At 67.2% G+C, this 12,190-nt stretch carries 8 protein-coding genes; 5 read left to right on the top strand and 3 right to left on the bottom strand.

Annotated elements, in window-relative coordinates:
• The first annotated feature begins 5 nt into the window (after window positions 1–5).
• From CupriaWKF_RS15455 to CupriaWKF_RS15445, 3 genes are read left to right on the top strand one after another with little or no spacing between them, the layout of a single operon-like run.
• Complete coding sequence (locus tag CupriaWKF_RS15455) at window positions 6–1,214, top strand: efflux RND transporter periplasmic adaptor subunit (protein ID WP_276100828.1); 1,209 nt, start codon at window positions 6–8, stop codon at window positions 1,212–1,214.
• Complete coding sequence (locus tag CupriaWKF_RS15450) at window positions 1,211–4,384, top strand: multidrug efflux RND transporter permease subunit (RefSeq protein WP_276098709.1); 3,174 nt, start codon at window positions 1,211–1,213, stop codon at window positions 4,382–4,384. Before CupriaWKF_RS15455 ends, CupriaWKF_RS15450 begins: the two co-directional genes overlap by 4 nt.
• Window positions 4,381–5,829 carry an efflux transporter outer membrane subunit gene (locus CupriaWKF_RS15445; protein WP_276098708.1) on the top strand — a complete coding sequence of 483 codons (1,449 nt, stop codon included), beginning with the start codon at window positions 4,381–4,383 and terminating at the stop codon, window positions 5,827–5,829. Before CupriaWKF_RS15450 ends, CupriaWKF_RS15445 begins: the two co-directional genes overlap by 4 nt.
• On the opposite strand, the gene CupriaWKF_RS15440 is transcribed toward CupriaWKF_RS15445, so the two are convergent.
• The 3 genes from CupriaWKF_RS15440 to CupriaWKF_RS15430 all read right to left on the bottom strand — a co-directional run bounded on the left by CupriaWKF_RS15440 (window position 5,818) and on the right by CupriaWKF_RS15430 (window position 9,434).
• Window positions 5,818–7,191 carry an MATE family efflux transporter gene (locus tag CupriaWKF_RS15440; protein ID WP_276098707.1) on the bottom strand — a complete coding sequence of 458 codons (1,374 nt, stop codon included), beginning with the start codon at window positions 7,189–7,191 and terminating at the stop codon, window positions 5,818–5,820. The genes CupriaWKF_RS15445 and CupriaWKF_RS15440 overlap by 12 nt on opposite strands.
• Complete coding sequence (locus CupriaWKF_RS15435) at window positions 7,184–7,690, bottom strand: helix-turn-helix domain-containing protein (RefSeq protein ID WP_276098706.1); 507 nt, start codon at window positions 7,688–7,690, stop codon at window positions 7,184–7,186. The genes CupriaWKF_RS15440 and CupriaWKF_RS15435 overlap by 8 nt, the downstream gene beginning before the upstream one ends.
• A gap of 841 nt (window positions 7,691–8,531) precedes the next feature.
• Entirely contained in the window at window positions 8,532–9,434 is a 903-nt protein-coding gene (locus tag CupriaWKF_RS15430) for a LysR family transcriptional regulator (protein ID WP_276098705.1), read from the bottom strand.
• A 126-nt stretch (window positions 9,435–9,560) separates the two neighbouring features.
• Between CupriaWKF_RS15430 and CupriaWKF_RS15425 the strand changes: the two genes are divergently transcribed.
• Together CupriaWKF_RS15425 and CupriaWKF_RS15420 are read left to right on the top strand one after the other, a co-directional pair.
• Window positions 9,561–11,060, top strand: coding sequence for an acyl-CoA synthetase (locus tag CupriaWKF_RS15425; RefSeq protein WP_276098704.1), 1,500 nt, complete (start codon window positions 9,561–9,563; stop codon window positions 11,058–11,060).
• Window positions 11,061–11,136: 76 nt separating this feature from the next.
• Window positions 11,137–12,132 (top strand): tripartite tricarboxylate transporter substrate binding protein, encoded by a 996-nt coding sequence (locus tag CupriaWKF_RS15420; RefSeq protein WP_276098703.1) that lies wholly within the window; start codon window positions 11,137–11,139, stop codon window positions 12,130–12,132.
• Window positions 12,133–12,190: the final 58 nt, after the last annotated feature.

Below are 12,190 nucleotides of genomic sequence, written 5' to 3'. Positions count from 1 at the left end.
GGACAATGCTCAACTGGCGCAGTGCAGCGGGCCTGCTCGCGGTTCTGCTGGTGGCGGGATGCAGCAAGGAAAAGCCGGCAGCGGTGGTACCTCCGCCCGCCGAGGTCGGCGTCGTGACCGTGGCGTTGCGAGATGTGCCACTGGTCTACGATTTCGTCGGCCAGACCGAGAGTTCGCAGCAGGTCGAGATCCGCTCGCGCGTGAATGGCTTCCTGGACAAGCGGGTCTATACCGAAGGCGCCGTGGTCAAGGCTGGCCAGACCATGTTCGTGATGGACCGCAAGCCCTTCGAGGCAACCCTGCAGGCGGCCGAGGCGGAGCTGGCCCAGCAGCAGGCGCGCCTGACCACGGCACGGGCCGACCTGAAGCGCGTGCGGCCGCTGGCCGAGCGCAATGCCCTGAGCCAGCGTGACCTCGATGATGCCATCGGCAAGGAGCAGGCGGCCGCGGCCGCCGTCGAAGGGGCGCGGGCCAATGTGATCAGCGCCAGGCTGAACCTGGGCTATACCACCATCACCTCCCCGGTGAATGGGCTGTCGAGCTTCGCCAAGCGCCAGCCCGGCTCCTATATCGATGCCGCCAACAGCCTGCTGACCTACGTGGCCAAGCTGGATCCGATGCGGGTCAACTTCAGCCTGTCCGAGAATGAAGTGCTGCGCACGCGCACGGATCGCGAGTCCGGCGCGGTCAAGTACCCTGACCAGGACAAGTTCGATGTCGTCATTGTGCTGGCGGACGGCACGGAGTTCCCGAATCACGGGCGGATTGCCTTTGCCGATGCGTCGTTCAACGCGGAAACGGGTACTTACCTGATTCGCGCGGAGGTGGCCAATCCGGAGGGCGTGCTGCGCCCGGGCCAGTTCGTGCGGGTCAAGGTGCATGGCGCCATGCGCACGAATGCCATCGCCGTACCGCAGGAAGCTGTCGTGCAGACCCCGCGAGGCCAGACAGTCTGGGTGATCGGGCCTGACAACAAGGCCCAGCAGCGGGTGGTGGACGTGGGTGAGTGGACCGGCGCCAACTGGGTGGTACGTTCGGGGCTGAAGGCGGGTGAGCGCGTGGCGGTCAGCGGCACGCTGCGGTTGGTGCCAGGCGCGCCCGTCAAGGCCGTGGAGGCCAAGCCAGGCGCCGCGCCTGCCGCAGCCAGCGGCGCAGCGCCTGCGGCTCCGGCTCCGGCGTCGGGTGCCGCAGCGACGACAGGGGGCAAGTCATGAAACTTGCCCACTTTTGTATCGACCGGCCCATCTTTGCGTCGGTCATTTCCATCGTCATCACGGTGGGCGGCCTGGTGGCCCTGACCAAGCTGCCGATTGCCCAGTTTCCGGATATCACACCACCGACGATTACCGTCACGACCCGTTATCCGGGCGCCAGCGCGGAAGTGGTCGCCCAGAACGTGGCCGCGCCGATCGAGCAGCAGGTCAACGGCGCGGACCGGATGATGTACATGAACTCGACGAGTTCCTCGACCGGTGACCTGACGCTGACCACGTACTTCGAGATCGGCACGGACCCGGAACTCGCGCAGGTCGACGTGCAGAACCGCGTCAACCTGGCGCTGCCCACGCTGCCGAACGAGGTCACGTCGCAGGGCGTGTCGGTGCAGAAGCGTTCGTCGGCATTCATGATGGTGATCGCCATCTATTCGCCGGATAACAGCTACGACCAGGTCTTTGTCGGCAATTACGCCAACATCTATGTGCTGGACGCGATCAAGCGCATCCCGGGCGCCAACCAGTCCTCCATCTTCGGCGTCCCGGACTATGCGATGCGCATCTGGCTCAGGCCGGACCGCATGGCGTCGCTCGGGATCACCACCGAGGACGTGAAGAACGCTGTGGCCAACCAGAACCAGCAGTTCTCCGCGGGGCGGATCGGGCAGTCGCCCACGGCCGGGCCGGTGCAGCAGACGTTCCCGATCGCTACCAAGGGCCGCATGACCGAGCCCGCCGAGTTCGAGAACATGATCCTGCGCGCGCAGTCCGGCGAAGCCGCGATCGTGCGGCTCAAGGATATCGGCCGCGCCGAGCTGGGGTCCAAAGACTATTCGCTGCGCAGCCGTTACAAGGGCAAGACCGCCACGCTGCTGGCGGTCTACCAGCAGCCGGGCGCGAACGCGCTGGACGTGGCCAAGCAGGTGCGCGCCACGCTGGCCGAGCTGAAGAAGAGTTTCCCGCCCGGGCTGGAGTATGAAATCGCGCTGGACACGACGGAGTTCGTGCATGAGTCAATCAATGAGGTGGTGCACACGCTGCGCGATGCCGTGATCCTCGTGATCCTGGTGGTGTACCTGTTCCTGCAAAGCTTCCGCGCCACGCTGGTGCCGATCCTGGCGGTGCCCGTGTCGATCATCGGAGCCTTTGTCGGGATGAGCGCCTTCGGCTTCTCGGTCAACATGCTGACCCTTTTCGGCATGGTGCTGGCAATCGGTATCGTGGTGGACGACGCGATCGTAGTGATCGAGAACGTCGAGCGCAACATGACGGAGTTCAACCTGCCTCCCAAGGAGGCCGCCAAGCGGGCGATGGACGAGGTGAGCGGGCCGGTGGTCGCCATCGTGCTGGTGCTGCTGGCGGTGTTCATTCCCGTAGCCTTCCTGTCAGGCATTACCGGTCAGCTCTACAAGCAGTTCGCGATCACGCTGGCAGTGTCCGTGACGTTGTCCGGCGTGGTGGCGCTGACGCTGTCGCCGGCGCTGGCGGCCATCCTGCTCAAGCCGGGAGAGCACAAGAAGAACCGCTTCTTCACCTGGTTCAACAACAAGTTCGACCAGCTGATTGGCGGCTACGACAAGTCGCTGCAGGTCGTCATCCGCCGGACCGTGATCTCGATTGCCCTGATCCTGGTCATGATCGCGGTCACCGTCCTGATGTTCATCCGTATCCCGACCTCGTTCCTGCCGGTGGAAGACCAGGGCTACCTGTTCGGCGCCGTGGTCATGCCCGATGCTGCCAGCCTCGACCGCACCGGGGATCTCACCAGGCGCGCTGAAACCTGGCTGGCCAAGCAGCCCGGTGTGTCGTCGGTGGCGACCGTGGATGGCTACAGCCTCATCGACTCCCAGAACAAGGCCAATTCCGGCACGCTGTTCATCACGCTCAAGGGCTTCGGCGAGCGCGGCAAGGGCGAAAGCGCCAATGACCTGATCATCAAGGGCAAGCAGGAGTTCTCCAAGTACCAGGACGGGCTTGCCCTGCCGATCAATCCGCCGTCGATCCCGGGCCTGGGCACGACCGGCGGGTTCGAGTTCTGGCTGCAGAGCACCGGGGACAGCACGTATCAGCAACTCGAGGAGAAAGTGCGCGAGTTCATGGCGAAGGCGCGCCAGCGGCCCGAGCTGACGGGCGTGAATTCGACCATCAACTCCCGCTCGCGCCAGTACCTGGTGGAGGTGGACCGCGAACGCTCGGAAACGCAGGGCGTGCCTGTCGAGAATGTGTACTCCGCGCTGCAGACGATGTTCGGCTCCCTGTATGTGAGCCAGTTCCCGAAGAACAGCCGCCTGTTTCAGGTGATCCTGCAGGCCGAGCCGCAATTCCGCTCGCGTCCGGAAGACCTGGACAAGGTGTACGTCCGCAACAGCAAGGGCGATATGGTGCCGATCAAGGCGGTGACCACGACCAAGTACGTGCCCGGCCCCGACATCGTCACGCGCTTCAACAACTTCCCGGCCGCCAAGATCGTTGGCGATGCCGCTCCCGGCTACAGCTCGGGGCAGGCGATCGCTGCGATGGAGGAGACCGCGCAAGAGGTGCTCGGACAGGGCTATGCCTACGCCTGGAGCGGTCAGGCCTATGAAGAAAAGTCCGCCGGTTCCACCGCGGCCTACGTCTTTGCTTTCGCCATGCTGATGGTGTTCCTGATCCTCGCCGCCCAATACGAGAAGTGGTCGCTGCCACTCGGCGTGCTGCTGGCGGTGCCGTTCGCGCTGTTCGGTGCGCTGCTTGGCATCCTGATGCGCGGCATGGAGAACGACGTCTACTTCCAGATCGGCCTCACCGTGCTGATCGCGCTGGCCGCGAAGAACGCCATCCTGATCTTCGAGTTCGCGGTGGAAATGCGCGAGAAGGAAGGGCTCAGCGCCTACGACGCGGCCATCCATGCCTCCAAGATGCGCCTGCGTCCGATCATCATGACCTCGCTGGCCTTCATCCTGGGCTGCGTGCCGCTGGCCATCGCCAGCGGGGCATCGGCGGCCAGCCGGCAATCGCTCGGGACAGGCGTGATCGGCGGCATGCTGGGCGCCACCGCGATCGCCCTGTTCTTCATCCCGATGTTCTTCTGGGGGCTGGAGCGCATGTCCGAAGGCAAGGCGAAGGGCGAACCCAAGTCCGGCGGCGCGGCGCAGCCGCCTGCCACGCCTGCGGCGGGAGAACCATCATGAGACCGCGTGCCTGGATGCTGGGCGCCTGCGCGGCAGTGGCGCTGGGCGGTTGCGCGATCGGGCCCAACTACCAGCGGCCGGAAACGCCCGATGTCGCGCAGTACCGCATGGACACCGGCCAGCTCGCCATCGCGGCGGACGGCGACTGGTGGAACCAGTTCAACGATCCGGTGCTCAATGCGCTGATCGACGAGGCGCTGGCGAACAACTATGACGTGCGCATCGCCGCCGCGCGCATCGACGAATTCCGCGGCCAGCTGATGGTCGCGCGCTCGGGCCTATTTCCGCACGTGAACTTGAACGCGGCGGCCACGCGCCAGCGCGCGGGCACGTTCAACGGCACGCAGTTCGCATCGTTCGACGCGCCGCGCAATTCGTACCAGTTGCTGGCCAACGCAAGCTGGGAGCTGGACCTGTGGGGTCGCATCCGGCGCCAGGCCGAGGCCGCCGAGGCCAGCCTGTGGAATGCCGAGTACGCGCGTCGCGGCGTGGTGCTGTCGCTGGCCGCGTCGGTGGTACAGGGCTATGCCACGCTGCGCGGGCTCGACGCCCAGCTCGAAGTCGCCAAGCAGACGCTGGATTCGCGCGCCAGCGGGCTCGATATCTTCAAGCAGCGCTATGAAGGCGGCGTCATCTCCGAGATGGAGCTGGCCCAGGCCCAGAATGACTTCTATGTCGCCGAGGCTTCCATTCCGCAGATCCGCACCAGCATTGCGCAGACGGAGAACGCGCTGTCAGTGTTGCTCGGGCGCCAGCCGGGGCCGATAGAGCGGGGCAAGGACATCTATGCGCTGCAGGCGCCGCCGGTGGGCGCCGACCTGCCCGCGCTGCTGCTGTCGCGCCGGCCCGACGTGCTGCAGGCCGAGCAGGCTGCGGTGGCGGCCAATGCGCAACTGGGCGCGGCGCAGGCGCTCTATCTGCCGTCCGTCAACCTGAGCGGCTTGTTCGGCGCGATCGCCTCGTCACCTGCGGGTTTGTGGGACAGTGCGTCGCGGGTGTGGGGGGTTGGTGCAGGGCTGACCCAGCCCATCTTCCAGGGCGGAGCGATCCGTGGCCAGGTGCAGACGGCGTCAGCGCAGCGCACCGAGGCCATGCTGGCCTACCAGGGCACCGTGCTGGCCGCGCTTGCCGACGTGAACACCGCCCTGGCCAACGGCGTCGAGACGCGTAATCGGCTGGGAAGCCTGCGCCAGCAGGAAAAAAGCCTGACCGTTTATGCCGACCAGGCCTATGCAAGATATGAGGGCGGCTATTCGAGCTACCTGGAAGTGACCAACGCGCGCGAGAAGCTGTTCGACGCGCAGCTGGCGGCGATCCAGGGGCAGGTCGACGTGCTCAACGGCACCGCGGCGCTGTACAAGTCGCTGGGCGGCGGCTGGCCGGCGGTGCCCGATGCGGTCAGGGGCGCAGGCATGCAGGGCAATGCGCCCGTCCTAGCGCGCTGACCATTCCCCTTCGCGCACGCCCAGCGCCGTCACCAGGCCGTAGGCGGTAATGCCCATCGCCACGCCCAGGAAATGCCCGTCCAGCCCCATGCCGGCGACATTGGCCAGCAGCCAGCCGCCGCCGGCAGCCAGGCCGATCCGGCACAGGCCGGCCGCCATCGGCCAGCGCATGCGGCCCGCGCCCATCGACGCAAAGTACAGCGCCATGCCAAGCCCGAAGCCGCCGAAGGCCGGCCCGACCCAGGACAGCGCGCGCGCGGCAATGGCCGCTACCTGCTGGTCCCGCGTGAACAGCGCGGCGAACCGGTGCGGCATCATGCCGACCAGCGCACCGGCCAGCCCGGCGATGAGCAGCGCCAGCAGCGCGCCGACCCACGCCGTGCGGCGTGCGGTATGCCAGTCGCCCGCGCCGACCGCGCGGCCGACCAGCGCGGTCAGCGCCGAGCCGACGCCGAACGCCAGCGGGATCATCAGGAATTCCAGCCGTGCCGAGATGCCGTAGGCAGCCACGGCCGCCGTGCCGTGATGCCGCAGCTGCGCGGTGACGAGGATGGTGGTCAGGTTGGCCACCGAGGCCAGCGCGCACGCCACCAGCCCGACCGACAGGATGCGCGCGAACAGTGCCCGCGACGGGCGCATGCGCAGCACCGGCACGAAGCCCGCGCCGCCGCGCGCCACCACCACGGCCATCGCCAGCGCCGCGGCCCACGACACCGCGGCCAGCGCCGCGCCAATGCCGGCCAGGCCCATGCCCAGCGGCTCGGCCAGCAGCCACGACAGCAGCGGGAACGCCAGCCACATCAGCGCCAGCACGCGCGCGGCCAGCGCGTGGCGTCCGCCGCCGCGCAGCACCGAAGCGAGCGTATTGGCGAGCCAGGCCGGCACCGCGCCCGCGCCAAACAGCCAGATGGCATAGGTGGCCGCTGCCTCCGCTGCCGTGACCCCGGCCACCGCGCCCAGCACGCCGCGCGGGAAGCCCGCCAGCACGACGGCGAACGCCAGTCCGGCCGTGACTGCGATGATGAGCGCGTGCAGCACCAGCGACGAGGCTTCTTCGCGCTTGTTGGCGCCCAGCGCGCGGGCGATGGCGGACACCACGCCGCCGCCCATGGCGCCTGTGGACATCTGCTGCAGCAGCAGCGCGAACGGCAGCACCACGGCCCAGCCGGCCAGGGCCGAGGTGCCCTGGCGTGCGGCGAGCCAGGTCTCCACCAGTTGCGCGCCGGCCTGCAGCAGCGCAATCACGGCAGTGGGGCCGGCCAGGCTGCCGATGCGCCGCGCCAGCTCGGTTGCCGGTACGGGGTCGGCGCTGCCGGATTTGGCGACGGTACTGGATACGGTCATGGCTGGCGTTTCAGGCATGGTTGTCCTCCGGCTCGGCGGCGGCTTCGCCGAAGCGGCGCCGCAGCAAGTGGCCGGCGCCAGGGCCGGGCATGACACTGAGGTCGTCCAGCGTGATGGCGCTGCCGTCGGCGCGCGTGAGCGAGGGCGGCGAGATTTCGGTGCCGCTGCGCTTGTCCTGCAGCACCGTCAACGGACCCTTGTCATCGGTCATCCAGCGATCGGCCCAGGCCTTGAGCGCGACATAGGCCGGGAAGAAGTCCCGCCCCTTTTCCGTAAGCTGGTAGACGTGGCGCCCGCCGCCTTCAGGCGTGACGCGGGCCAGCAGTCCATGCGTGACCAGCGTCTTCAGCCGCGCGCTCAGGATGTTGGGCGCGATGCCCAGGTTTTTCTCGAACTCATCGAAGCGCGTGCTGCCGTAGAACGCTTCGCGCAGCACCAGGATGGCCCAGCGCTCTCCGAGCACCGCCATCGAGCGGGCCACCGGGCAGGGCATGGTGGTGAAATCTGTGGGGGGCATAGGTCTCCGTGACTGCGGCGGGTTTTTACTTTTGATTTGCAAGTTTTAGGGATCATAGCTTGCAAATTGAAAGTTTGCACGGGGAGGGGGAGTGGCGGGTGCTGCTGTTTCGCCTGCGTAGCCGGCGAGTCACTTTTTGTCCGAGCGACAAAAAGTAACCAAAAAGCGCGTTGACTTGCCCTAGCGGGCGAATATTGATCGTAGTGTGCTGCGGGTGTTGTACGGGTATGGGCTTCAGAGTGTGCCCGGCTGCCTGCCGCGTGGTGCACGGCCGCCGGTAGGCTTTCAAGCAATGATTGAACGAGCCCCGAAACTGTCCGTGGTCCCTGCTGCTACCGACATCGTGTAATCGCCTTCGGCTGCGCTTCGCGCAGAGCCCTAGTCTGAGCACCCAGGCCGCAGGCAAACCGCGCCGCAGCGAAGCAGAAACCGAACCGTTGGCACTGGCGACGATGATGCCCCGCGCACACCGACTAGGACGTGCGCGCAGCGCAGCCGAAGGCGTCCGACCACTGGCGCTATTGGAACGCTGTACCCGAGCCCTACATGGGGATCGTTCACAAGCCGGTTATCGGAGGCACAGGTTCTGAATCACTATGCGTAGCAGGCTCGAACGGGCAACCACGTTTCGCGAGACCAAGCCCCTTGAACACAAGAAGCGTATCGTTGATGGCCAGCCGCCAGGCGACGCGCTTCTTGCCTACTTCTTGTCGCTCGGACAAGAAGTAGGTCGCCGGCTACGCCGGCGAAACAGCGGCGCTTGCCAAGTATGACGAGCCAGTCATAACCACAAAGCCCCCGCCGGCGAACCAACGGCGCCTGCCAAGCACAACCCCTCACCTCACTCATTGAACACCGGCAGCCTCCCAATCTCTTCCTTCAAAAACGCAATCAGCGCCCGCGCCGCCATAGTCGGGTGCCGGCTCGGCGTAGTGATGACATAAAGGCTGCTGCCGAGCCCTTCGGCCTTCCAGTCGGTCAGCACGTGCACGAGACGGCCCTGGCGCACTTCCTCCCAGCTCATATAGCGCGGCAGCAGGCCGATACCATGGCCTTCGCGCACGGCCTGCAGCAGAAAGCGGAAGTGTTCGGACTGCAGATGAGGCGCGAGTTCGACTTCCTCGCGCTGACCGTCGCGATTGAGCGCCAGCACGAAGCGCGAACCGTAGGGCGGGCAAAGGAAGTGGCAGCGCGCGAGGTCGGCCGGTACGCGCGGCGGCGCCACGCGTTCCAGGTACGTAGGCGAGGCGCAGAGCTGCCAGTCGATCGGACAGATCTCGCGCGCCACGTGGTCCAGCGGCGGCGATGAGGTCACGCGCAGCGCCACGTCAATTTCCGATGCGATCAGGTCGACCACGCGGTTCGCAAAAAACACCCGCAGCGTGATGCCCGGATAGCGCTGCGCGAACTGCAGCAGCAGCGGCGCGACGAACGCGTCGCCCAGGCCCGTGGGCATGCTCACGCGCACGTGGCCGCGCAGCGTCTTGCCGAGGCTGTCGATCTCGGCCTGCGCCGACGCCACCTCCTGCAGGATACGCAGCCCGTGCTGGTAAAGCGCCTGGCCCGGCTCGGTCAACTCCAGCCGGCGCGTGGTCCGGCGCAGGAGCTGGGCGCCGGCCTGCTGTTCCAGCTCACGCAACTGGCGGCTTACCTGCGAACGCGTGACGCCGCGCCGCCGGCCGGCTTCGGCGAGGTTGCCGGCATCGACGATGTCCACAAAGGCTTCGATCAGATTCAGGTCCATCGGGGATTGCCAGCAGGATTGTCGCGTCTGACGCAACATTGTGATTCCGTGGCGGCGAATTGTCGATGCCAGGCTTCGCGGCTACATTGGAACGCTGCGAAACAGGACAAGCACAGGAGACTACCGATGGCCACAGACCTCTGGTTCGAAGACATGCACCGCGACGGCGCCGAACTGCTCGACCGCGGCGCCCGCCTTGCCGGCGGCCTGCGCGCCGCCGGCCTGCGGGAGGGCGATGTGGTGGCGGTGCTGCTGCGCAACGATCCGGTCTATGCCGATGTCGTCCACGCCTGCCGCATCGGCGGTACCTATTACTGCCCGATCAACTGGCACTTCACCACCGAGGAAGTGCGCTTCCTGCTGGCCGACAGCGGTGCCCGCGCGCTGATCGTGCACGCCGGCCTGCTGGCCGCGGTGCGCGACGCCGTACCGGCCGGCATGACCGTGCTGGTGGTGGCCGACGGCGCGCAGGCGCCGGATGGCACTGACTATGAAGCCTGGCTTGCACAGCAGGGCCCGTACGACGGCCCGCGCGCGTCCCCGCGCGGCCATATGGCCTACACCTCCGGTACCACCGGCCGTCCCAAGGGCGTGCTGCGCGAGCCGGTGCCGCTGGACCAGCTGGAAGACCAGCTCGCGCGTGCGCGCTCGCTGGTGCGGCAGGTGTATGGCATCGTCCCCGGCTGCCGCGCGTTGATGTCGGCGCCGCTGTACCACAGCGCGCCCGGGTCGTTCATCCAGAACGCGCTGCAGATGGCCGAGCGTCTCGTGCTCACGCCGCGCTTCGATGCCGAGCAGGTGCTGGCGCTCGTGGAAAAGCACCGCATCGACGTGCTTTATCTCGTGCCGATCATGTACGTGCGCCTGCTCAAGCTGGCGCCCGAGGTGCGCGCGCGCTACGACCTGTCGTCGATCCGCTTCGTCGCCTCGACCGGCTCGCCGTGCGCGCCGGAGGTCAAGCGCGCGATGCTCGAATGGCTGGGGCCGGTGATCCACGAAACCTATGCGTCGAGCGAGGCCGGCATGATCACGGTGGCCACGCCCGCTGACGCCGCCGCCCGCCCGGGCACGGCCGGCAAGCCGGTAGATGATGCGCAGCTGCGCATCCTCGACGAGGACGGCAAGCCGTGCGCGCCGGGCGAGGTCGGCATGGTGTATGTGCGCCAGCCCGCCTACCCTGACTTCACTTACCGCAACAATGAAGCCGCGCGCCGCGCCATCGACTGCGATGGCCTGGTGACGCTCGGCGACATGGGCTACGTCGATGCCGACGGCTACCTGTTCATCTGCGACCGCGCCTCGGACATGGTGATCTCGGGCGGCGTGAACATCTATCCGGCCGAGATCGAGCACGAGCTGGTGCATTACCCGGGCGTGGCCGATTGCGTGGTGTTCGGCGTTCCCGACGACGAATACGGCGAGCGGCTGCTGGCCATGGTGCAGCCGATGCCGGACGTGACGATCCATGAGGCGGAGGTGATCGACTGGCTGCGCGCGCGCCTCTCGGGCTTCAAGGTGCCGCGCAGCATCGTGATCGAGCCGCAGTTGCCGCGCGACGAAACCGGCAAGCTGGCCAAGCGCCGGCTGCGCGACCGCTATTGGGAAGGGCGCCAGCGGCGCGTCTGAGCGCGGCGCGGCAGGGCCGCATCCATCCAGAGCAGAAAAAAGGCGCCCACGAAGGCGCCGCCAGACAGGAGACACTATGCAAGGCAGGAAATCTGGCCGCCGGGCCTGGATCGCCGCAGCGGCCGCCGCCGTCTGCGTACTGGCAGGCGGCACCGCGCCCGCGCTGGCCGCTTATCCGGATCATCCGATCAAGCTCGTGGTGCCGTATACCCCGGGCGGCTCGACCGACCAGTTCGGCCGCGCGATTGCCGACGGCATGTCGCGCCAGCTTGGCCAGACCGTGGTGGTGGAAAACCGCCCGGGGGCGGCCACCATGGTTGGCACCAGCAGCGTGGCGCGCGCGCCGGCCGACGGCTACACCATGGTGCTGGCCACCAACGGCAGCATGGTGCTCAATCCCTTGCTGTACAAGAAGATCAGCTACGATCCGCCGCGCGACTTCAAGATATTCAGCATCGGCACCGAAGTGCCGCTGGTGGTGGTGACCAATTCGAAGGTGCCGGCCAGCAACATCCGCGAGTTCGCCACCTATGCCAAGGCCAGTGGCGGCAAGCTCAACTATTCGTCGGTTGGCCTCGGCAACGCGCTGCAGCTTGCCACCGAGATGCTGAAGACCGAGCTGGGCATCGAGGTCACGCACGTGCCCTACAACGGCAGCGCGCCGGCGCTGTCGGCGCTGCTCGCCAATGACACGCAGCTGATGGTGGACGTGGTCAGCACCTCGCTGCCGCACATCAAGGCCGGCAAGCTCAAGGCGCTGGCCGTCACGGGCCGCCAGCGGCTGGACGTCCTGCCCAATGTGCCGACCGTCGCCGAAGGCGGCTACCCCAACTTCCAGGCCGCCACGTGGTTCGGCCTGGCCGTGCCGGCGCAGACTCCGCCCGAGGCGGTGGCAAAGCTGCGCGCCGCGGCCGACAACGTGCTGAAGGACGCGAAGTTCCGCGCCGCCTTCAGCGACCTCGGCCTGGTGGTGCAGCCGCCGCGCACGCAGGCGGAGATCGACCGCTATGTCGAAGCGGACCGCGAACACTGGGGCAAGGTGATCCGCGCCAACAACATCACGCTGGATTGACGAAGGAACGCGCGGCGGACCGCCGGTGCGGCCCGCGCTGACGGGCGTATAGTGCGGG

It is taken from the genome of Cupriavidus sp. WKF15 (assembly GCF_029278605.1).
In the GTDB taxonomy this organism is placed as follows: domain Bacteria; phylum Pseudomonadota; class Gammaproteobacteria; order Burkholderiales; family Burkholderiaceae; genus Cupriavidus.
The sequence above is the reverse complement of the archived record's forward strand: the minus strand, read 5'-3'. Positions and strand labels throughout refer to the sequence as shown.

Excerpts from the sequence above, each read along its gene's own strand:
- CupriaWKF_RS15440 (WP_276098707.1), bottom strand. The coding sequence starts at position 7,191 with ATGCCTGAAACGCCAGCCATGACCGTATCCAGTACCGTCGCCAAATCC.
- CupriaWKF_RS15455 (WP_276100828.1), top strand. The coding sequence starts at position 6 with ATGCTCAACTGGCGCAGTGCAGCGGGCCTGCTCGCGGTTCTGCTGGTG.
- CupriaWKF_RS15445 (WP_276098708.1), top strand. The coding sequence starts at position 4,381 with ATGAGACCGCGTGCCTGGATGCTGGGCGCCTGCGCGGCAGTGGCGCTG.
- CupriaWKF_RS15450 (WP_276098709.1), top strand. The coding sequence starts at position 1,211 with ATGAAACTTGCCCACTTTTGTATCGACCGGCCCATCTTTGCGTCGGTC.
- CupriaWKF_RS15430 (WP_276098705.1), bottom strand. The coding sequence starts at position 9,434 with ATGGACCTGAATCTGATCGAAGCCTTTGTGGACATCGTCGATGCCGGC.
- CupriaWKF_RS15435 (WP_276098706.1), bottom strand. The coding sequence starts at position 7,690 with ATGCCCCCCACAGATTTCACCACCATGCCCTGCCCGGTGGCCCGCTCG.
- CupriaWKF_RS15420 (WP_276098703.1), top strand. The coding sequence starts at position 11,137 with ATGCAAGGCAGGAAATCTGGCCGCCGGGCCTGGATCGCCGCAGCGGCC.
- CupriaWKF_RS15425 (WP_276098704.1), top strand. The coding sequence starts at position 9,561 with ATGGCCACAGACCTCTGGTTCGAAGACATGCACCGCGACGGCGCCGAA.